Source organism: Streptomyces sp. NPDC058650 (assembly GCF_042717315.1).
In the GTDB taxonomy this organism is placed as follows: Bacteria; Actinomycetota; Actinomycetes; order Streptomycetales; family Streptomycetaceae; genus Streptomyces.
The window spans coordinates 38,957-57,963 of record NZ_JBHXRL010000033.1 but is presented as its reverse complement, the minus strand read 5'-3'; the positions used below and the strand labels follow the sequence as shown (position 1 = coordinate 57,963).

Here is a 19,007-nt window from a genome sequence, read left to right as displayed (position 1 = left end):
CGAGACCGGAGCGGGTACCACATCGCTGCGCGATGTGCAAGCGGGGCGGTCGCTGCGCTCCCTTGGCCCACGCGGAGCGTGGGCGCCTCCCTCCGCTGCGCTCCTGGAGGCAGTGGGGCCGGCCGCTGCGCGCCCGGCTGGCCGCGCGGTGCGCGGCCGGGCCGCTCGGGTCCTGACGGTGCGGCTAGTGGGGCCTCCAGTACGGGAGTTGGGGGAGCGCGGGGCGCTCCCGGCGGGTCCGCTGCGCTCCCCCGCCTGACGGTCCTTCCGGCTGCGCCTCCAGAACCGTTGGGGCCCGCTGCGCGGGCCGGGCTGGCTACGAGGGGTGGGGGTCGCTCGTTCGTGTGGGTTCTAGTGTACCGCGTGCATCGGGTTGATGCAGCATGTACCGTTGGCGGAAACGCGGGACACCCCCCAACCGCCCGGGAACCTCCCCGGAATTCCGAGAGGAACGACCGCAGATGACCGGTCACCACGAATCTACCGGACCTGATCCCGCGCTGAGCAGCGATTCCATCCGCCGAGTGGGCCAGTATCAGACGGCGGGCGTCAATGCCCGGCTCCGGCTGTTCGCGCTCCTGGAGGCGCAGGGCGTGCCCGCGAGCGAGGCGGACGACCTGGTGGCCGCGCTGGAGGCCGGATCGGTCGCCGGGGCGCAGAGCGAGGTCGTGGAGCTGGACGGCATGGCGCCGCGCTCGCGCGGTCCGGAGTTCGGGGACGGCTGGGATGACGGCGTGACGGCCGTGAGCGAGGCCCTGGTGCGCATCACGGACCGGGAGTGGTCCCGGCGCGGCGGCCGGTCGGCCGGGGCCGCTGAACTGGCCGTACACATCGCGGACGTGAGGCAGCGTGAGCGGGCCGACCTGGTGCAGCTGGAGAAGTACGTCCGGGAAGCCGTACTGCCGGCCACCTACCCGCACACCACGGCGCGCCGCCAGGTCCTGGAGGCGCTGGGTGAGGCCGGCGGTCTGTGCACCGCGCGGACGGTCAACAGCGATGGGGACTACGTCGTCTGCACGCTCGATGCCGATCACTACGACCCGGACGACAAGCCGCCCTTCAAGGACGGAAAGCCCGGCGGCTGGCACAAGGCGGATGCGTCGATCTGGAACGACCTGGGCGCGGCCTGCATTCCGCACGCGGCCCTCTGAAACACCACACAAATTCAGCGCTCGGGGAGGCAAGAAATGTCAGCGATCCAGCTCAAGGAACACCAGGTAGATCAGCGGTCTGCGTTTCGTAGGTGGGTGGGATTCCCTGCAAGGTCATCTGTGCCCCCGCAGGGTGCCCGGGGCACGATCGTGTCAGCGACCGGTTCGGGCAAGACGATCACGGCCGCTGCGTGCGCGCTGGAGTCGTTCGCGGACGGCCGGATCCTCGTGACCGTGCCGACCCTGGACCTGCTCGCGCAGACCGCCCAGGCGTGGCGCCTAGTGGGTCACCGGGCGCCGATGGTCGCGGTGTGCTCGCTGGAGAGCGACGCGGTGCTGAACGAGCTGGGCGTGCGCACCACCACCAACCCGATCCAGCTGGCCCTGTGGGCCGGGCAGGGGCCCGTGGTCGTGTTCGCCACGTACGCCTCTCTCGTGGACCGCGAGGACATCGACGCTCCCGTGGACCAGCGCAAGGTTCGCGGGCCGCTGGAGGCCGCTCTGGCGGGCGGGGAGCGGCTCTACGGGCAGCAGATGACCCCGTTCGACCTCGCCATCGTGGATGAGGCGCACGGAACCGCCGGTGATCTTGGGCGGCCGTGGGCAGCGATCCACGACAACCAGCGGATCCCGGCGGACTTCCGGCTCTACCTCACCGCCACCCCGCGCATCCTCGCCGCGGCCCGGCCGCAGAAGGGCGCGGACGGCCAGGAGGCGGAGATCGCGACCATGGCCGACGACCCGGACGGCACGTACGGCGCGTGGCTCGCAGAGCTCGGTCTGAGCGAGGCGATCGAGCGGGAGATCCTCGCCGGGTTCGAGATCGACGTCCTGGAGATCCGCGATCCCTCTCCGGTTCTCGGGGAGTCGGAGGAGGCGCGGCGGGGCCGGCGCCTGGCGCTCCTACAGACCGCCCTGTTGGAGCACGCGGCGGCGTACAACCTGCGTACGGTCATGACGTTCCACCAGAAGGTGGAGGAGGCCGCCGCGTTCGCGGAGAAGCTGCCGGAGACCGCTGCCGAGCTGTACGTCAACGATGCCTCCGACGCCGACCTGGCCGCCGCGGACAAGCTGCCGAAGTCCTCGATCGACGCGGAGTTCTACGAGCTGGAGGCCGGCCGCCACGTACCGCCGGACCGCGTGTGGTCGGCGTGGCTGTGCGGCGACCACCTCGTGTCCGAGCGGCGCGAGGTCCTGCGCCAGTTCGCCAACGGCATCGACGCGGCCGGGCGCCGGGTGCACCGGGCGTTCCTCGCCAGCGTTCGCGTGCTCGGTGAGGGCGTGGACATCACGGGCGAGCGGGGCGTGGAGGCGGTCTGCTTCGCGGACACCCGCGGCTCGCAGGTGGAGATCGTCCAGAACATCGGCCGGGCGCTGAGGCTCAACAAGGACGGGTCCACCAAGGTGGCCAGGATCATCGTGCCCGTGTTCCTGGAGCCGAACGAGGATCCCACCGACATGGTCGCCAGCGCCAGTTTCCGCCCCCTTGTGGCGGTCCTCCAGGGCCTGCGTTCGCATGACGAACGTCTGGTCGAGCAGCTCGCTTCCCGCGCGCTCACGAGCGGGAAGCGCAAGGTGCACGTCCGGCGGGACGAGGACGGCCAGATCGTCGGGGCCGGCGGCGAGGGTGACGGCGAGGACCAGGAGGACGACGACACGCAGGCCGCCGCCGAAGCCGCCCTCCTCCACTTCTCCAGCCCGCGCGACGCGGCGACGATCGCGGCGTTCCTGCGGACCCGGGTCTACCGGCCGGAGTCCTTGGTGTGGCTGGAGGGATACCAGGCCCTGATCCGTTGGCGGGCGGAGAACGAGATCACCGGCGTGCACGCCGTTCCCTACGACGTCGAGGTCGAAGTGGGGGTCACGAAGTCGTTTCCGCTTGGTCGATGGGTGCATCAGCAGCGGAAGGCGCTGCGGGCGGGTGAGCTGGAGGAGCGGCGCAAGACGCTGCTGGACGCCCCGGAGGCCGGGATGGTGTGGGAGCCGGGTGAGGAGGCGTGGGAGAGCAAGCTCGCCGCGCTCCGGTCCTACCGCCGGGCCACCGGGCACCTCGCGCCCCGTCAGGACGCGGTGTGGGGCGAGGGCGAGGCGATGGTGCCCGTCGGCCAGCACCTCGCCAACCTCCGCCGCAAGGGCGGCTTCGGGAAGGACCCGGACCGGGCGGCGAAGCGCGCGCAGCAGCTCACCGAGATCGACCCGGACTGGGACTGCCCGTGGCCGCTTAACTGGCAGCGGCACTACCGGGTGCTCGCCGATCTGGTCGACGCCGACGGTGTGCTGCCCTACATCGCGGGCGGCGTCATGCACGACGGTGATGACATCGGCACCTGGAGGTGGCGTCAGCAGGAGCCGGGCACCTGGGCGCAGCTCCTGCCCGAGCAGCGCGAGCGGCTGACCGCGCTGGGCATCCGCGGCGCCATCCTCCCCGTGACCGCCGCCGCCCCGGCGGAACGCCCTGCGGTGCCGGCCGACGCGGCCTCGGGCCTGAAGAAGGCCGGGAGCAAGGCGGAGGCGGCCTTCCAGCGGGGCCTGGCGGCTCTGGCGCAGTGGGTGGAGCGGGAAGGGCAGCGGGCGGTGCCGAGGGGGCACAGCGAGACGATCACGGTCGACGGTGAGGCGGAGCCGGTGATCGTGAAGCTTGGCGTGTGGAATTCGAACGTCAAGTCGAGGCGGGACAAGCTGAGCGCCGCCCAGCTCGCCGCCCTGGCCGCGCTGGGCGTCGACTGGGCGGGAGCGGCCCGGGTCGCCCAGGACGCTCCGGCGCAGCCCGCCGCCGTGCAGGCCGCACCGCCTCAGCGTGACCACCACGATGAGTGCGACAAGACGCTCTACGCGGGCGGTACATGTACCTGCGACCTCATCGAGCAGTACGGGCCGCCCTCCGAACGCGACGACTACTGACCGCTCCCCCGCCCGACCGGACCCCGGACCTCTTCGAGGCCGGGGTCTCGCGCTGTTACCGGCCGCACATCGGTGCCGCCCTGCAACGCGTAGTGCAACACGCGTGCCCCACTCCCGCTTTGCAGACATTCCAGCAGGTCAGGGCGAAACGCGACCTCCGTTTCACCCTCGCGTTTCAGAGTGGTGTTGCAGTCGCCGTGCTGTCGGGCCCACGCGGGCTACCAGCGGCGTAGGTCCTTGGTGAGTTCGCGGTGCCACTCGGTGCGCCGCGGCACGTACTCGTCGGGCGCCGCCCCGAGCGCGACGGCCTGGTCCGTGACCCCGTAGGTGACCCGGTAGGCCAGGACCTGAGTGGCATGGTCCATCCACTCCTGCGTCTTGTGCGCCGGCGGGACGGGACCGAGCACGGTCACGAACCACATGGGCAGCAGGGCGCGGTCGCGGATCTCGTCGGCCAGACGGCCGCGCAGCAGCCAGTTCAGCTTCCGCTCCGCCTTGTCGCCCTGCTCTATCAGCAACGCCTTCGCCTGCCGCAGAGTGTCGTCCTGGGCCAGTGCGGCCCGCGCGGCCTGGGCGGGGCCGGCCAGCTTCTGGGCCCGCTGACCGTGGCTCTCGGCGAGGGTGCGGGACATGCCGAAGTCCATGACGGCCTGCTTGAACTCGCGGGACGTGCGCGGCTGGCTGGCCAGGACGCCAGCGGCCTCCACCACCTTGTCGCGGTGCTCGTCGCGCTCTTCGACGGCCCCTTCGTAGTGGCGGATGTTGAGGCGGTGGGCTTCGCGCTGGTGTCTGGGGAGCAGGCCGGAGCGTACGTTCCAGCCGTGGTTGGCGGTCCTGGCCAGCTTCTGCCACTCCGGGTCGATGGTGTCGAGGTCGGCGAGCGGGGCGCCGCCCGCGGCGAGCAGGTGCGCTTCGAGGGCCTGGACGCGGCCGGTCAGCCGCTTGAGGGCCTGCTCGGTGTCCTGGATGTCGCCGCGTACGTCGTCGTCCAGCTCGGTGAGCTCGGTGCGGACGGTGCTGAGGTCGTCCTCGATCCGACGGACATCGCCGCGGATGTCGTTCAGCTCGTAGTCGAGGTCTTCGACCTCTCCCACCTTCGTACGCAGCGAGTGCAGCTCGCTCTCCACTCCGCCGGTCCGGGTCTCCAGACGGCGGACCTTATAGCCGTAGTCGTCGCTCACCGCCGCGCCCCCTTCGGGTCGGCGCCCGTGCTGTCCATCGAGGACCCGGCGACAAGCATCCAGCCCAAGGCGGCGGCGATGATGAACCACCGGCTGATCACGCTCAGGCTGATGAGGGCCATCAAGAGCGCGACCACGTGCAGTCCGACGGCTCCGAAGCGGCGGTCACGGTGCTGCTCGGCATCGACCTTCTGGAAGCAGCCGGCCACCGTGCCCACGAAGTGCGGGACCAACAGGACCAGCCACCAGGTCGACCGGTCGAGGATGAAAACAAGCGCGATCAGCACGGCGCCGACGGCCGCCTGGCTGCGCCAGGACCACGTCACGATGCGCTCACTGCGTTGGCGCTCGGGTTCGGCCAGCCGCTCGGGGATCGTCTTCTCGAACTCCACCAGCCTGCTGGTGGAGTTCACCAGTCGGGCGTACTCCACCGCGAACTGGTCGTCATCGACGTCATGCTTCAGGACCTCGGCATGGCGAGCGCCGACCTTCTGCTGAAGCTGCGCCAACTGCTCTTCGATCTGCTGCTCGGTGCTGCCCACCGAACCACCCCCACCCGCGATGCGACGACACGCCGACCGGACACTTCCCCGCCGCCGGTCACCGCCAGCCGTCAAATCGATCGACCGTATCCGCAGCTGTCCGGGACTCGCCGGGTAATCGCACGCAGTGGCCGAAACCTTGCCGATCACGTCCGTTGTGCTGCTGCCTTGCCAGGGGCTTCACGGCGATGGCAGATACGGAGCGCGGGTCAGCCGACGGGCGGTGCAGTCCTGTCGGCGGTGAGCGCGGCCTCCAGGCGGTCCAGCCGTTCGTAGAGGGCGCGTACGAGGCGGGCGCGGTTCTGGACGCAGTGCACGGTGCCCTCAAGCGTCGCGGACAGCCGGCCTTCCGCCTCGCGCAGGACGACGTCGGCGAGCGCCCGGCGCCCGCTGCTCTTCGGCAGCTGGTCCGCGCGGCGCCGGACGTCGGAGGCGACGGCGCGGGCGTGGCCGGTCAGCTGGAGGCCGATCTGCTCGTAGTCGCGCTCCGCGAGCGTGTCCTCGCCGGTCCACGCGAGCACGGCCTTGACGAGGCACTCGTACGGTTCCCGGTCCAGCGGGAGTTCCGCCTCGATCAGCCCGTCGGGGTCGTACAGGACCGTGTGGCTGCTGGTGTGCATGGCGGGCCTCGCTGCCGGGAGCGTCTTGTGCGGGTGGCCGGCGGTCACCGCTGGGGTTCCTCGCTGCCGCCGTCCCCGTCGTCCTGGTCCTCGCCGTGCCGACCGAGGAACCGGGCGAAGCCGCGGTCCGCGCGGGCGAGCAGGGCCGGGGAGGGGACGCCGTACGCGGGCGGCTGGAGAACGCGGCCCTCCGGGGCCGGGGCGGTGGTGTCGTGGTGTGCGCGCATGCGGCCCCGCCTCTCCGGCTGGTGGTCCGTCGGTGACTTCGACGCTACGCAGCGTGGGAGACCACCTTCAACGAGATTGCGCGAAATTGCGGAGGTTCACTCCAGGGCGTCCATCGCGGCCGCGATGAGCGCGCGGGCAGCCTCGCCGTAGACGGCCATCTCCGCGAGGCCGGCGAACGCCTTCAGGTAGTCGGCGAGCTCGCGCGGCTGCGTCACCTTGATCTCCGCCGTCAGGGTCTCCACCACGGCGCTGGTGTCGTCGTGGACGTAGAACGCCTCCAACGGCCACACGGTGCGCTGCGCAGTGAACGGGATGATCCCCAGCGAGAGGGACGCGAGCGGCATCACGGTCAGGAGGTGGCGCAGCTGGCCGCGCATCGCCTCGGGGTCGGCGGTGCGGAAGCGCAGGACCGACTCCTCCATGAGGACGACGTAGCGGTGCCCGCCCTCGTAGAGGAACCGGGAGCGGGCGACGCGGGCGGCGACGGCTTCGGCGACGTCGTCGGGGGTGCCCTGGAAGCGGGTGATCTGGTTCATGAGGGCGGTCGCGAACGCCGGGGTCTGGAGAAATCCCGGGGGCACGTTAGAGAGGTAGACGCGGCAGATCCGGGTCTGCGCGTGCAGGTCGTACCAGTCCTGCTGGACCTGGCGCATCCCGTTGCGGTGCAGGCGGCGCCACTCCATGTACATCGAGTCGACGGCGCGGGCGGTGGCGATGAGGTCGTCGGCCTGGTCGTCCGCGCCGCACGCCGCGCACCAGGTCCGGATGTCCGCGTCCGAGGGCAGGGCGTCGCCCTTCTGGATCCTGCTGGTCTTCGCGGGGTGCCAGCCGCACCGGGCGGAGAGTTCCTTCCCAGTGAGGCCGGCGTCCTTGCGCAGGTGCGTGAGCCGCACGGCGAGCGCCTCGCGGGCCGACTGGGCACTGGACGAGGGTGAGGTGGTCGTCATGGAGTGGCGGCCCTTGATGTGCGTGGGTCAGATCAGATGCGGTAGTCGGCGTGCGGGGTGGCCAGGTCCCACACCGCACGGAACGCCTCCGCACACAGCTTGACGGCCTGCGGGTCCTCGGTGTGGTCGGGCTCCAGGACCTCGCCGTCGCCGGAGAAGACGTTGAAGCGGACGACCTGGTCGTCGATGAGCCAGAAGTCGTTGCCCGGCAGGGCGAGGGTCGAGGCGCGGCGGCGGGGCAGCCACCGGACCTGTTCACCGGCGCGGAGGTTGGCGTCGGTGATGGCGTGCTCGAAGCGGATGTAGTCGGTGACGGGCTCGGACACGACCCTCGCCCGCCAGACCTTCACCCCGCGCGCGACGGTCCGCTTCACCAGCGGCAGCCACCCGTTCCAGTAGTCCGAGTCGTCTGCGGGGACGCTCCCGTTGCGCAGGAAGGTGTCGTAGACCTCCCGCTCCTCCCCCACGGCGTAGGCGTCGCGGAGCTCCAGGTGCAGGGCGTGCCATTGGGCGGAGTCGAGCAGGTCCTCAAAGCTGAGGACGGGCGGCTTCTGCGGCATCGCATGCCTTCCTGATCTGGTCGATCATCCGCACGGAGAGCCGGATGACGCCCTCGTCGTCCGCCGGCGGACTGTCCTGGCTGCACGCGGCCCGGGTCGCCGTGTCGGCGAACTTGCCCTGCAGAACCAGTTCCGGCCCCTCAGCGGCTTCGGTGTCCACCCACACCGCGGGGCAGTTCCCTCCGCCGGAGTTCGGGTCCGTGCCGAAGAAAAGTAACGCCATGATCGCCTCCGGAGAAAGCCAGTTGCGGGGAGTTGCGCAATGACCGTCCCGCGCAGCGGCGCCTCGGTCAAGGGCGCGCGGCTTCACCGGCTCGCCGCTACCGCTCCCGGGCCGGCTTCCTCACGCTGGGGCAGGCACGGCGTGGGCCAGGCCGAGTTCCAACGCCAGGCCGCCCACCGGTCGGTGTCCGTGAACGGCCCGGCCCGTTCCTCGAGCATTGCGAGGACCTGGGCGCGGGCGAGCTCCACCGCCTGGTGCTCGGTGTCGGTGACGATGCCCAGGCGCCGCACGTGGGCGTACTCGTCTTCGTCCTTCCACGTCCACGTGCTCAGGTCGGGGGCGATGACGAGGTCGACGGTCAGGTCGAAGGTGTCGAACCCGGTCTCGGTGCGGCGGGTGGGGTGCTCGAAGTTGACGTACCAGTTCCTCAGCCCGCCCGCGGTGAAGAAGGCGTTGATGCTGAACCACGCCTGCGGCGGCTTCCACAGCAGCAGCTCCGTCTCCTGCCACACCCCGGGCGCCAGTTCCCACTCCCCCGTCGCCATCGCGTCGAACGCCTCCGTGCGCACCGAGCGGTCGCCGTCGGCGCGGGCCTTGGCGTACAGGGCGGGCCAGCGGGCCTGCGTCCCGGGCGCGCACGCCGTCACCAGCGCCTTGCCCGTGTCGGAGACCACGCGCAACGCCAGCTCGCTCCACACACGCCCGGAGCGGTACACATCACGCCGCACCACCGTCTCCCCAGTCGTGAAGGTTTCCACTGGTGCCTCCCTCGCGAGCCCGGCCGGGACGTCCAGCAGGGCGGGCACAACCTCAGCGCGCCCGGGGCCGGGTGGGCAAGCCGCCGTTCGGGGCGGCTTGCCCACCCCCTCTCGGTCAGGCTTCCCCGGGGGCCGGCTCCCACAGGGAGCGGGCGCGCCCGGTCCCGTCGCAGTGGAAGCAGCAGCCGCTCGCGGCATCGTTGCGGTCGCTGATGGTGTAGGTGGCGTCATGGAAGAGCCGGGTGAGCCCGGCGGTGTGCGCGGCGTGGATCGGGAGCTCCTGCCGTCTGCCGAGCGTGAGCTCCAGGGCGACGCCGGGGCCGGTGAACTGGGCGCGGGGCAGGTTGCCGGTCATCGAGCGGAGCGTCTCGTTCACCTCGTGCATCGTCTCCGCGCCGGTCAGCTGCACCCGGGCCGCGAGGATCGTGTCGGCGGCCGCGGTGAAGGACAGCAGCCCGGCCGGGCGGGCGAGCGGCCCGACACGGCCCACCGCGTCGGGGTGGGTGTGCTGAAGCTGGACCAGGGCGTGCCACAGATCGCCCGGCAGATCGAGGGGGGTGGTGGTCTCTTCTCGGCTGCGTCTCATACGGCCTGTGTACGGCCTTCCGTAGGCCGTGGCCTACGGGTGGGCCCGCTTGTCCCGCGCGATGGCACGGGGACTTCGGCGCCCGTTCCGCCCACCGGGCCGGACGCCGGACAGCCCCTCCGGCGGCGGGGGCGTGCCCGGCGTCCTGTGCGGCGTCAGCGGCCGGGCGGTTCGGGGTAGCGCCGCCGGCGCCGGTCCGGGTCGTCGACGCCGATCTCGTACCAGGGCTCGCCGCGCTTCAGCCGGGGCAGGGTATTCACCCACACCGCGACGGTGATGCCCTTCACGTCGGCAGTGAGCGCCTGGCGACGGTTGTCGAGCAGGTGCTCCTCCTTCCCCGCCAAAACGACATACAGCAGCGGGAAGCGCTCGGAGCGGGTGTATCGGTGGCGTTGCCAGAACGGGTACGTGCTGCCGTTGGTGCCGCGGGCTCCTTCCCAGACGCGGTGCCCGGCGTAGCGCTCGTAGTCCCAGACCTCCTTCGCGAGGCGGGCCTGGGACATGGTGCCGTTGTCGAGCTCGAAGAGGCGTACCTCGCTGGTCTTGGTCGGCACGGCGAGGACGGCGTCGGTGTTGAAGCTCAGGCCGGTCTGCTTGATGGCGTGGTTCACCTCCACCTGCCAGTCGGTCAGGCACTCACGGTCTCCGGACAGGACCGTGTCGGTGTAGGCGAGGATCATGTCCGTCACCGCGAGACCGTGCGGGCCGAGCCCGGCTCGAACAGCCTTCGCTCCGGTGCCGGCCTTCGGACGCAGCGGCAGCTCATTGCCATCGGCCAGAGCCTTCTGCCCCGCCACCGTCAGGTTCCAGATCTGGTGCTTGCCGTCCTTGCCGTTCGTCTCCGCCAGCCCGAGCTCCGCCAACTCCTTCATCGCCCTGCGCACGTATGACCGGCCATCCGACTTCTCCTTCGTGATCACCTCAGCCATCTGCCGAACCGTCGCTATCCGCACACACCCCAGCAACCGCAGCGCATCGGCTCGTACCTTCCCGGCCGTGGGAGTGGACTTCTTCCCCTTCGCTGACATCTCAGGGGAAAGGAGAGAGGTGTCAGCGTGCCGGGAGGCACCCTTGGAGGTGGTGTGAGCTGCGGTAATGGGCACAACGATGGAATCGTTCACGGCACTGGACGCGGCACTGGATTCCGGGCCGTCCGAAGGCCGCTCAGCACCCCTTGTCCAGGTCGGGCGCGGCTCAGGATCGGGCTGCCGGGCACTGCTGGTGTACGTCATGACGTGGCTCCTCATGCAGGTGGCGCGGGGGTCCGGATGGAATCCCCTCTCACTTGCTAGAGGTGTCGCGAAAGTCGACGGTGTGACGAACCACCGTTCACCGTTACCGAGCCGTGATCATCCGGTGGGCGCCGCGCAGAGCTCGGAGACGATCGCGAACGACGTCGTCACCATCGGCACCGCCATGGCCGGCGGCATCACCGCGTGCGTGCTCTGGCCGTGCGCCATCCCGTTGCGGATCTGCCGACCATAGTCGAGGTACTCCGCCTGCCGGGCCGTCAGGATGCCGTCTGCCGCGCCCTGCTTGATGAGGCCGTGCAGCGGCTTCTTGCCCGCGTCCGGGATCCGGTCGCGGAGCACGATCTCCACCGCGATCAGGGAGTGCATGACCGCCACGGTGGAGAACTCGTAGCAGTAGTACGACTGGCGCAGCAGCTCGCGCGCCGTACGCAGGACCGTCGCCGCGGCCTCGGGCACGCCGTCGGGCACGACCAGGTCCTCCACGAGGTCGTGCATGTCGGCGTAGCAGGTGACGAAGTAGTGGGCCCGGTCGTCCGGGACCGGGAACGGCAGCCGCTGCGTGGTCATCCCCGCAGTCTCCCAGCGGCACGTCCCGGGCGGCAGCGCCTTTTCCCTGATCGTCGCTCAGAGTGCCGGGGCGGAGATTTCTCCCCCGTTGAAATGGGCGGTATGTCGCAGGTAGCGGACCGTGTCAAGGGGAAACGTCGTGAAGGGCCGGGCCGTGGCTGCTCACCGTCGGTGCGCGGACTCTGTCCACAGGGCCGCGATTGCAGGCTCCTCTTGAGGCCGTCGCGATCAGCGGGGCGGCCCGAACGTGAGGAGCTGTCATGCCCGAGAACACCGTCACCGCGGCGCTCGCCCCGATGGAGCCGACCGAAGTCGCCGACGCCTTCGCTTACATCCAGGCGTGGCACGCCAGGGACATCGACACCGCTGGCGCGGTCGCCGACGACATCGGCCCGGAGAAGCTGGCCCGGCTGCTCCTGGACGTCGCCGCGCGCGTCTTCATCCCGATCACTGCCGAGGACGACCACGACGGGGAGCCGTGCGCGCACTCCTTCCTCGCCGCCGCGCTCGGGAGGCTGCTGCTGGAGCTCGCCTGCCACGGCGTGTGCCTGGCCAGCTCGCGGGGCATCGCCGACACCATCACCCGCTTCACCGAGAACATCCTCACCGACGACCACGGCGACGTCGCCGACGTCCTGCGCCAGCTGGAGGCCGCCGGGATCAAGCAGGCGATGGAGGCGCACCGCACCACCGCGTAGCCGCGCATCCGGGACGGCGGTGGTGCGGCGCACATCGGGACCGCACCACCGCCGCGCGCCTCGCCATCGCACCGACTGACGATGTCCGGCACTCGCGCGCGCATCGCGATGTCGAGCATCCGATGTTCTGCATCGCACGCGATGCCCACCGCCCGCACTTGGTGCGCCTCCCGACGATGCCGGGCACTCGCGCGCGCATCACGATGTCGAGCATCCGATGTTCCTCACCGCACGAGATGCCCACCGCCCGGATCGCGCGCACCGGCGGCCTACCCCTTGTCCAGCTCCGGCCGGGAGCTCAGCCACCCCTTGTCCAGGTGCGGGCGGCCGCACGTTTCCCCTTGACCACGTTGGATACCGGAGCGTTTCCCCTTGACAGCGCCGGTCCCGGCCGCCGATCAGATCATGGTCAAGGGGGGCTGTGATATAGAGCCCGCCGCCGCGCGCCCGGTGCGGTGCAGTGGCGCGCCCCGGACCGGATACGCGGCGCGGTGCGGTGCGGTGGTCCGGCGCGCGGCGCGCGTCGCATCGGATGCTCGACATCGTGGTGCGCGCGCGAGTGCCGGGCATCGTCGGGAGGCGCACCGGGTGTCGTGCGGAACATCGTGGTGCGCCCCGGAGTGGAATCCACCGGGTGGAACCCACCGGGCGGTGGCACTCGATGTTCTGCACCCAATGCCGGGCATCGTCCACTGGATGCACGACATCGCGGGTTCCACTCGGTGGACGATGCCCGGCATCGTCACCACAGCCAGGCACTGGAGTGCCCCACGTGTGGTCATGTGAGTCCTCCAGTGGGTGTCCGGCCGGGCGTCTGCTGCACGCCGGGCGGCGGGGTGTGTGACGGAGCGGGCGCCGACGGAGCGGGCTGCGGCCGGGGGTCCCGGGCGACGGCTCGCTCCCGGATGCCGTCCTGGAGCTTGGCGGCCATCTTCGCGACGGCCTCGATCGTGGCGCGGGTCTGCTCCAACGCGGCAACATCGGTCTCCTGCTCCAGGGCGTGGCCGGCTTTCCGGCCGGTGCGGGAGTCCAGGCGGTCCGCGCGGCGCAGCTCGTAGACCCGGGCACTCAGCGCTCCAGCGGCTAGGCGGGCCCGCGCGTAGAGGGGAGCGGTCCGCTTGCGGATCAGCGGGCGCAGCACGGCCTGGTCGTCGGTGTCGCGTGGGTACAGGGCGTGCAGATCAGCGGTCATCTTCCGGCCCCGGCCGACGGGGCGGGTGTAGTCGTCGACGACGGTCTGCACGATCCGTTCGTCCAGGCCCGGCTGGTGCGGTTGGCCACGCAGGACGTAGGAGAGGTAGCGGCGCGCTTCGGCGAGCAGGTGGTGGCGTTTGAACGTCCCCCGCATCACGTACACCACGGCGACGACGTCGACGGCCGCCAGGACGACGTCGACCACCGGACGCACCCGCGCCCACACCGCCGCAGCCGCCGCCCGCGCCCGCTCCGCGAGCCGGTCGATGACGTCGGGGCCGAACGCGGCGATGGCCGACTCCCGCCACCGCTCGCGCAGCTCGGACAGCGGCTGCGGCTCCTTGCGCTTGGGCGCGCGCGTGCGGTCGGCGGCCCGGCAGGCCAGCCCGTAGGCGGCCCGCTCCCCCGGCTCATGCCCGTGCTCCTCCACGTACTCGGCAGTGAGGACGAACAGCGCCTCCTCGATCTGCTGACGGCGCGTGGACTGCCAGCCGATGAGCCGCTGATCGATCCCCGATATCTCCATCACGGGACGGCGGCCGGGTGTCACCTCGCGCGGCTCCCACGCCCACCCGAGCCGGGCGGACACCTCCTCCATGAAGAACAGGAGGTAGAGAGTGTCAGCGGTAACGATGTGGGCCAGCAGCGTGTCCGCCGACAGGTTGCCCCACATGCCCTTGGCGTCCGGCCGGCGGGCGCGGATCGACACCACCGCATGATCGTGGAGCAGCGGCTTCGACTCGGCAGCTCTGGACTCGTAGTGCCGGAACACTGCAACGATCAGAGCGCCGTCCCGGATCGGCTTGCGGTGCTTGCCGCCACTCCCCGACCGGATCTGCGCGACCGACTCCCCCAGCCACCCCAGCGTCTTGTCCACGGAGATGTCCTGGCACTCCTCCAGCACCCGCCGTTCCTCGTCACCCATCAGCGCCCACGCGATGTGGGCCGTCGGCGGCGGCCGGAACACCAGGTCCATGCCCAGCCAGGGCCTGCGCTCCTTGGCCTTCTCCGTCTTCGGCGACCGGTTGTGCTCGATGGGCCTGCCCAGCACGGTCGCCCGCCGGGCCTTCGCCGGATCCTCGCCCGCCTGAAGGCGCTCGCGCTCGATCCGGTCGGCGTCCGGGTGCCGGCCTTCCCCCAGGAGCAGTTCGGCCTGCCGCTCGCTCACCTCGTCACCGGCCGTGAGGCCAACCGCGGCCAGGCCCCGGCCCCGCCAGATCCCGGGCGGGACACCGGCCTCGTCCTGGGCGTCACGCAGCGCCTTGCCCGCGGGGCGGTGGCCGTCACCGACCATCACGCCGCGGAGGAGGTAGCGCACCCCGTCACCCGGACGGAGCGCCGATTGGCTGATCATCGGGCCATGGAACACCGGTCGTGACCTGCGCAAAAGCGCGATCCGGGGTCCTTCCCGCCGGGCGGGAGGCCATCACCAAGTCTTTACCGGGGCGCCCGCCAGGCGGGCCGCCACACCAGCCCGAGACGGTAAGCCGCCAACGTGTGCACTCTCCCGCCCATGGAGATCACACGAGACGGAATCGCCTGCGCCCTCTGCCACACGACCACCCGGGAGCGGGTGTACCTGGTCCTCAGCGCCCAGTCGGCCTTTCCTCAGCGGGAGGTGACCAACGACCGCTGGTGCCCCGCCGGCTGTCATCGGATCCACGCCGCCCGGTGGCGGGAGGTGATGCCGCCACTCCGCGGCGACCTCTGACGACGCCGTGCGAATACTGCGCGCCGACCACCCGAGCGCCGCCAACCCCAGAATCCGACCACAACCGACTCCACCGCTATCGAGCACTCATCAGGGCACCAATCGCCCGATAACGCCCCCCGGCTGAGCCCCGAACCCCGAAAACACGCGGGACTTCCCCAATTGGGGAAGTCCCGCTCAAACACTGGGGTCAGCTCTCTACGAGCTCGGCATCCACGATGACTTCCCCGTCGACGGTGTCGGCGTCGGCCTCGACCTTCACCTTGCTGAGGATGCGGCCGATGCGACGGATGGCGTCCTGCTGGCGCTGGGCTTCCTCGCCCGTGCGAACTCTGCGCGCGGCCTTGTCCTCCGTGGCCTTCTCGATGGTCTGCCGTGCCACGTTCAGCAGCTGGAGCGCACCGTCTACAGGGTCCGCGCTCGGGTCGGACGTGCTGCCCTGCTCGCTGCCCGCTTCAGCTCTTTGCGTGGGCATCGGCGCTTCGGGCGTAGTCGTCCAGGCGGCGCTGACGGCCTGGCTGCGTTCAGCTGGGTCGGTCACGCCCTTGGCCGCCGCCACTGCCTTCTTCACCCGCTGCTGGACCTGGTTGGCCACGAGCCGTACTCCGCCGGCCTGGTACGCCCAGTACAGCTCGGCGTAGGCGCGCGCGGCCTCCTGGTCGGTGGTGCGCTCCGCGTACGGCTGCAGCTTGCGCAGGTGGCTGTCGGGCAGCGGCCGGCCCAGCTCCTTCTGTACGGTCTGCGCCAGTCGCCAGGACTTCTGAAGACGGTCGGCCTCGCTGGTGGAAAGGCCGTCATGCTCCAGGTGCAGGTACTGCTCCCAGGTACGAGTGCCGTCGCCGCGGTACAGGCGTCGCCGTCGAACCACTTCCAGAGCGAAGCCGAGCATCCAGCGGGCCGTACGGGCGTTGTCGACTGCTCGGTGGGCCTCGGAGAGGAGCCGCTGCTCCTGCTCGTCGAGCGGACCGTGGGCGGTCTCCGGCGTAGCGTCGACGTCCGGGAGGGAAAGCCCCCAGTGCTCCATCGTGAAGGGCTGGGCGCGCATCTGCGGAGGATCGGCGGGCCGGTCAGGCACGGCGACGCTGTCCGAGACCGGGGGCGGGCTGCTGGCGGGAGACTGCTGGGCGCCCTTGTCGGCTGCTGCTCGGAAGTCGCGACGCTTAGGCACTCTTGACCAGCCCTCGCGTCTGCAGCTCGGTGATCAGCTCACCGAACGGTCCCCTGGCTGCGTTCTCGACAGGGAAGCCCGTGGCCTGCTTGATGTCGTCCAGGACCGGGATCTTCACCGTGAGGACGTTGTAGTCGGCGTCGGCGAGCAGCCCCCGGATCTCCTTCTCGCTGCGCACGTTGGGGCGCACTCGGTTGAGGAGCACCCACATCGGCGGGGCGTTGCGGGAGGGCCTATCGAACGCGGACCGGCCGACCATGGTCTTGACCGGGGTGGAGGTACGCGGCTGGTGGACACGCTGGTAGTCGGCCATGGAGGGTTCCATGTGGACGATGACCAGGTCGGCAACCTTGAGGACGCTGTCGGCGATGTGCGGGTGGTTCTCGGTGTGACCGACGTCGACGATGTCGATCCCGGCTTCTCCGAGCGGCGTGTACTCCTCAGCGAACTTGGCGGAGGCGTTGTGCTCGACAGGGAAGGGGAAGCCGGCGAGTTCGGACCACTGCGTGAGGTGCTCGGATTCGTCCGCGTCCCACAGCTGCACGCGGTATCCAGCTTCGTGGAAGGCGTGTCCCATCATGCCGGTGTCGGTCGTCTTGCCCATACTTCGCGGGCTGATGTTGGCGATGAGCACGGCGGGGTCTCTCCTCATGCGGTGGCTACCTTCCGCATGATGCTGCCACGTCTCCCGTGCCACGAGGACGGGCACCACGTCACAAGTCGCGACTGCACTGCTTCTGAACGCAAAAAAGCCCTGCACCCCGTGTTGACGGGGTGCAGGGCTTCGGAGTGCCGAGCGTCAGGCTGCCCAGGTGGCGGGCGCGCCGTCTTCGTCGGGGCTGGGGATGCCGGCGGCGGTCACCGCAGCCGCCGGGTGCCGGAGCGCGGTGATCGGCACGGCACCGGGCTCATCGGCCGCCGCCCAGACCATGCGCCAGGTGTCGTCCCACTCGCAGCCGCAGCCGTGATCGGGGTGCGGGTGCCGTAAGAAGACGCCGTGGGTGTGGACGGCACGCGGGATGCGGGGGATGAGCACCGAGGGGTCGTCGCCGGGGTAGAGGTGCAGGTTCCGCCAGCCGTGGATCCGGGACATGTACGCGGCGGCGGCCTCGATGACGTCGGCCCACCGCTGGTGCCCGAGGACGATGAAGGCCACCGGGTAGAGGTGGTCCTCGGTGGCGTCGTCGATCCCGGTGACGTACAGGTCGCGATGGGCGACGAAGCCGCTGTCGGCTGCGTCGTCGGCGCATGGCGTCCAGAGCTGTTCGACGGGGTGCGGGGTGCCGTCGTCGCCCTCGCTGGTCTCGATCTCGTACGGGGCCGTGGTGGTCATGCGCTCGCTCCGGTGCTGGTGTCGGCCGCCTTCAGGACGCGCGGCAGATGGACGTGGAGGTGTTCGACGTCGACCTGGCGGCCGCGGGCGCGAAGTTCGCGGGCAAGTAGTTCGGTGAGACCGGATGCCCTGTGCCTACCTCCTGCACAGCCGATGGCGATCCGGCGGGGGCCGGCGGGCAGGTCGGCGTAGTCGGCGAGGTTGGCGAGGAGCTCGCGGGCGCCGGGGGTGTTGAGGACGACGTCCTGGACGCGGGGGTGGAAGCCGTCGAGGTCGAGGATGTCGCGGGCGGCGGCCGGGTCGCGGAGCCGGTCGCGGACGTCCTCGATGCGGTCGGCGGCGGGCGGGACGGGGGAGCCGTCCGGGCCGGTGGGCAGGTGCATGTAGCCGAACGAGATCAGGCGGATCGGGTGCAAGGGGTTCTCCTGCTCGCTGGTGAAGGACAAGGAACGCCAGAGCGCCGCGTCCGGCCTTCCGGCTCGGGTGCGGCGCTCTGGTGTCTGGCGCGGGCTATCGGGTGGTGGTGCCGGTGACCACGAGGAACTGGTCGGTGGTCAGGTCCATCACGACGTGGGCGTCGTGGCCCTGGGCGCGCTGGGCTGCGGCGTATTCGTCGGCGGGCCAGGAGCCGCGGGGGTGGCCGGCGGGGAAGCGCTCCAGGACGGTGCGGGAGGGCGCGGCGGTGGTCATCGGTCGTCACCGCCGTGCACGAGCTCGTGGATGTCGATGAGGGTGGTGATGGCGTCGGGGTTGTCGGCGAGGCCGACCCACGTGCCGTGCGCGGTGAAGACGGGCACGGCGTCGGTGTCGGCGTCGAAGATCACGCAGTAGTCGCCGTACCGGTCGATGACCATGTCGCTCAGGACCAGCATCGGCGCGGTGTCCAGGACCTCCAGGACTTCCACGGTGAGCCGGGCGGGCGCACCGGGTGTCTGGGGCTGGACCAGGTCGCCGGTGACGCGGAGCAGGTCGCCGGGCTGTATGCGGGTCAGCAGCTCGTGGACGATCCCGGCGGCCGTGCTGGTACAGGAGAAGACCGTGTCGGGGGCGTCCTCGGGGAGGGTGTCCGCGTCGGCGGGACAAACGGTCAGGTCGAACATCGCGGTGCCGTGCGGGCCGGGAGCGGGGATGGCGTCGACCCAGCCGTCGACGGTGCAGTGCGTGGTCTCCATCAGCTGGCCTCCGCCAGGGTCTCGGTGGGGCGAGGAGAGCGGGGTCGGGGGGTGCGCTGCGCGAGCACCAGGAGCTCGGCGTTGCGCTTCTGCTCAGCGGGCGTGAGGGGCCGGGCCTTCGCGGCGCCGTGGCGGTGCCAGAGCGGAGAGGCCGGCGGCTCGGGGTAGGCGAGAGCGTGGTCGACGTCGCGGTCGGTGCTGCTCATGGGGACCT

General features: G+C 70.9%; 23 protein-coding genes. 4 read left to right on the top strand and 19 right to left on the bottom strand.

Going from position 1 to position 19,007, the window contains the following annotated elements:
- The first annotated feature begins 524 nt into the window (after positions 1–524).
- Together ACFWWU_RS36030 and ACFWWU_RS36025 are read left to right on the top strand one after the other, a co-directional pair.
- A complete protein-coding gene (locus ACFWWU_RS36030) occupies positions 525–1,151 on the top strand; it encodes a hypothetical protein (protein ID WP_384152999.1) in 627 nt (208 codons plus the stop codon).
- 36 nt (positions 1,152–1,187) lie between these two features.
- On the top strand, positions 1,188–4,052 hold the full coding sequence (locus ACFWWU_RS36025) for a Helicase associated domain protein (protein ID WP_384152996.1): 2,865 nt from the start codon (positions 1,188–1,190) through the stop codon (positions 4,050–4,052).
- Positions 4,053–4,270: 218 nt separating this feature from the next.
- On the opposite strand, the gene ACFWWU_RS36020 is transcribed toward ACFWWU_RS36025, so the two are convergent.
- The 11 genes from ACFWWU_RS36020 to ACFWWU_RS35970 all read right to left on the bottom strand — a co-directional run bounded on the left by ACFWWU_RS36020 (position 4,271) and on the right by ACFWWU_RS35970 (position 11,517).
- Positions 4,271–5,233: a hypothetical protein gene (locus ACFWWU_RS36020; protein ID WP_384152993.1), complete on the bottom strand. Its 963-nt coding sequence runs from the start codon at positions 5,231–5,233 to the stop codon at positions 4,271–4,273.
- Positions 5,230–5,775, bottom strand: a complete 546-nt coding sequence (locus ACFWWU_RS36015) for a hypothetical protein (protein ID WP_384152991.1) — start codon at positions 5,773–5,775, stop codon at positions 5,230–5,232. The genes ACFWWU_RS36020 and ACFWWU_RS36015 overlap by 4 nt, the downstream gene beginning before the upstream one ends.
- A gap of 209 nt (positions 5,776–5,984) precedes the next feature.
- Positions 5,985–6,395 (bottom strand): DUF6415 family natural product biosynthesis protein, encoded by a 411-nt coding sequence (locus ACFWWU_RS36010; protein WP_327379089.1) that lies wholly within the window; start codon positions 6,393–6,395, stop codon positions 5,985–5,987.
- 44 nt (positions 6,396–6,439) lie between these two features.
- A complete protein-coding gene (locus ACFWWU_RS36005; protein WP_327379037.1) occupies positions 6,440–6,622 on the bottom strand; it encodes a hypothetical protein in 183 nt (60 codons plus the stop codon).
- Positions 6,623–6,718: 96 nt separating this feature from the next.
- Positions 6,719–7,570, bottom strand: a complete 852-nt coding sequence (locus ACFWWU_RS36000; protein WP_327379036.1) for a helix-turn-helix transcriptional regulator — start codon at positions 7,568–7,570, stop codon at positions 6,719–6,721.
- Between the two features lie 32 nt (positions 7,571–7,602).
- A complete protein-coding gene (locus ACFWWU_RS35995; protein ID WP_384152987.1) occupies positions 7,603–8,130 on the bottom strand; it encodes a DUF6879 family protein in 528 nt (175 codons plus the stop codon).
- Positions 8,099–8,290 carry a hypothetical protein gene (locus ACFWWU_RS35990; protein WP_384152984.1) on the bottom strand — a complete coding sequence of 64 codons (192 nt, stop codon included), beginning with the start codon at positions 8,288–8,290 and terminating at the stop codon, positions 8,099–8,101. The genes ACFWWU_RS35995 and ACFWWU_RS35990 overlap by 32 nt, the downstream gene beginning before the upstream one ends.
- Positions 8,291–8,436: 146 nt before the next feature.
- A complete protein-coding gene (locus tag ACFWWU_RS35985; RefSeq protein WP_384152981.1) occupies positions 8,437–9,081 on the bottom strand; it encodes a DUF402 domain-containing protein in 645 nt (214 codons plus the stop codon).
- Between the two features lie 145 nt (positions 9,082–9,226).
- Entirely contained in the window at positions 9,227–9,697 is a 471-nt protein-coding gene (locus ACFWWU_RS35980; protein ID WP_384152978.1) for a hypothetical protein, read from the bottom strand.
- A gap of 155 nt (positions 9,698–9,852) precedes the next feature.
- A complete protein-coding gene (locus ACFWWU_RS35975) occupies positions 9,853–10,725 on the bottom strand; it encodes a replication-relaxation family protein (RefSeq protein ID WP_384153008.1) in 873 nt (290 codons plus the stop codon).
- A gap of 321 nt (positions 10,726–11,046) precedes the next feature.
- Positions 11,047–11,517 (bottom strand): hypothetical protein, encoded by a 471-nt coding sequence (locus tag ACFWWU_RS35970; protein ID WP_327379030.1) that lies wholly within the window; start codon positions 11,515–11,517, stop codon positions 11,047–11,049.
- Between the two features lie 260 nt (positions 11,518–11,777).
- Here ACFWWU_RS35970 and ACFWWU_RS35965 point away from each other — a divergent pair, with 260 nt between their 5' ends.
- Positions 11,778–12,215: a hypothetical protein gene (locus ACFWWU_RS35965; RefSeq protein WP_327379029.1), complete on the top strand. Its 438-nt coding sequence runs from the start codon at positions 11,778–11,780 to the stop codon at positions 12,213–12,215.
- A 778-nt stretch (positions 12,216–12,993) separates the two neighbouring features.
- Here ACFWWU_RS35965 and mobF read toward each other — a convergent pair.
- Positions 12,994–14,763 (bottom strand): MobF family relaxase, encoded by a 1,770-nt coding sequence (mobF, locus tag ACFWWU_RS35960; RefSeq protein WP_384152973.1) that lies wholly within the window; start codon positions 14,761–14,763, stop codon positions 12,994–12,996.
- Between the two features lie 159 nt (positions 14,764–14,922).
- On the opposite strand from mobF, the gene ACFWWU_RS35955 reads away from it, so the two are divergent.
- Entirely contained in the window at positions 14,923–15,120 is a 198-nt protein-coding gene (locus ACFWWU_RS35955; protein WP_384152970.1) for a hypothetical protein, read from the top strand.
- Positions 15,121–15,310: 190 nt separating this feature from the next.
- On the opposite strand, the gene ACFWWU_RS35950 is transcribed toward ACFWWU_RS35955, so the two are convergent.
- The 7 genes from ACFWWU_RS35950 to ACFWWU_RS35920 form a co-directional block, all read right to left on the bottom strand.
- The gene (locus ACFWWU_RS35950) at positions 15,311–16,165 is read right to left on the bottom strand and encodes a hypothetical protein (protein WP_384152967.1); all 855 of its coding nucleotides are present in this window, start codon (positions 16,163–16,165) and stop codon (positions 15,311–15,313) included.
- A 115-nt stretch (positions 16,166–16,280) separates the two neighbouring features.
- Positions 16,281–16,940 (bottom strand): plasmid partition protein, encoded by a 660-nt coding sequence (locus ACFWWU_RS35945; RefSeq protein ID WP_384152964.1) that lies wholly within the window; start codon positions 16,938–16,940, stop codon positions 16,281–16,283.
- Positions 16,941–17,087: 147 nt separating this feature from the next.
- A complete protein-coding gene (locus tag ACFWWU_RS35940; protein ID WP_384152961.1) occupies positions 17,088–17,621 on the bottom strand; it encodes a hypothetical protein in 534 nt (177 codons plus the stop codon).
- On the bottom strand, positions 17,618–18,037 hold the full coding sequence (locus tag ACFWWU_RS35935; protein ID WP_384152958.1) for a hypothetical protein: 420 nt from the start codon (positions 18,035–18,037) through the stop codon (positions 17,618–17,620). Before ACFWWU_RS35935 ends, ACFWWU_RS35940 begins: the two co-directional genes overlap by 4 nt.
- 94 nt (positions 18,038–18,131) lie before the next feature.
- The gene (locus ACFWWU_RS35930) at positions 18,132–18,311 is read right to left on the bottom strand and encodes a hypothetical protein (protein ID WP_327379014.1); all 180 of its coding nucleotides are present in this window, start codon (positions 18,309–18,311) and stop codon (positions 18,132–18,134) included.
- Entirely contained in the window at positions 18,308–18,793 is a 486-nt protein-coding gene (locus tag ACFWWU_RS35925; protein WP_384152954.1) for a hypothetical protein, read from the bottom strand. The genes ACFWWU_RS35930 and ACFWWU_RS35925 overlap by 4 nt, the downstream gene beginning before the upstream one ends.
- Positions 18,793–18,999, bottom strand: coding sequence for a hypothetical protein (locus tag ACFWWU_RS35920; protein ID WP_073920992.1), 207 nt, complete (start codon positions 18,997–18,999; stop codon positions 18,793–18,795). The genes ACFWWU_RS35925 and ACFWWU_RS35920 overlap by 1 nt, the downstream gene beginning before the upstream one ends.
- Positions 19,000–19,007: the final 8 nt, after the last annotated feature.

Coding starts and splice junctions, on each gene's coding strand:
- ACFWWU_RS35975 (WP_384153008.1), bottom strand. CDS start 10,725: ATGTCAGCGAAGGGGAAGAAGTCCACTCCCACGGCCGGGAAGGTACGA.
- ACFWWU_RS36025 (WP_384152996.1), top strand. CDS start 1,188: ATGTCAGCGATCCAGCTCAAGGAACACCAGGTAGATCAGCGGTCTGCG.
- ACFWWU_RS35970 (WP_327379030.1), bottom strand. CDS start 11,517: ATGACCACGCAGCGGCTGCCGTTCCCGGTCCCGGACGACCGGGCCCAC.
- ACFWWU_RS35940 (WP_384152961.1), bottom strand. CDS start 17,621: ATGACCACCACGGCCCCGTACGAGATCGAGACCAGCGAGGGCGACGAC.
- ACFWWU_RS35945 (WP_384152964.1), bottom strand. CDS start 16,940: ATGAGGAGAGACCCCGCCGTGCTCATCGCCAACATCAGCCCGCGAAGT.
- ACFWWU_RS35950 (WP_384152967.1), bottom strand. CDS start 16,165: ATGCGCGCCCAGCCCTTCACGATGGAGCACTGGGGGCTTTCCCTCCCG.
- ACFWWU_RS35965 (WP_327379029.1), top strand. CDS start 11,778: ATGCCCGAGAACACCGTCACCGCGGCGCTCGCCCCGATGGAGCCGACC.
- ACFWWU_RS36000 (WP_327379036.1), bottom strand. CDS start 7,570: ATGACGACCACCTCACCCTCGTCCAGTGCCCAGTCGGCCCGCGAGGCG.
- ACFWWU_RS36005 (WP_327379037.1), bottom strand. CDS start 6,622: ATGCGCGCACACCACGACACCACCGCCCCGGCCCCGGAGGGCCGCGTT.
- ACFWWU_RS35995 (WP_384152987.1), bottom strand. CDS start 8,130: ATGCCGCAGAAGCCGCCCGTCCTCAGCTTTGAGGACCTGCTCGACTCC.
- mobF (WP_384152973.1), bottom strand. CDS start 14,763: ATGATCAGCCAATCGGCGCTCCGTCCGGGTGACGGGGTGCGCTACCTC.
- ACFWWU_RS35925 (WP_384152954.1), bottom strand. CDS start 18,793: ATGGAGACCACGCACTGCACCGTCGACGGCTGGGTCGACGCCATCCCC.
- ACFWWU_RS35930 (WP_327379014.1), bottom strand. CDS start 18,311: ATGACCACCGCCGCGCCCTCCCGCACCGTCCTGGAGCGCTTCCCCGCC.
- ACFWWU_RS36010 (WP_327379089.1), bottom strand. CDS start 6,395: ATGCACACCAGCAGCCACACGGTCCTGTACGACCCCGACGGGCTGATC.
- ACFWWU_RS35955 (WP_384152970.1), top strand. CDS start 14,923: ATGGAGATCACACGAGACGGAATCGCCTGCGCCCTCTGCCACACGACC.
- ACFWWU_RS35980 (WP_384152978.1), bottom strand. CDS start 9,697: ATGAGACGCAGCCGAGAAGAGACCACCACCCCCCTCGATCTGCCGGGC.
- ACFWWU_RS35920 (WP_073920992.1), bottom strand. CDS start 18,999: ATGAGCAGCACCGACCGCGACGTCGACCACGCTCTCGCCTACCCCGAG.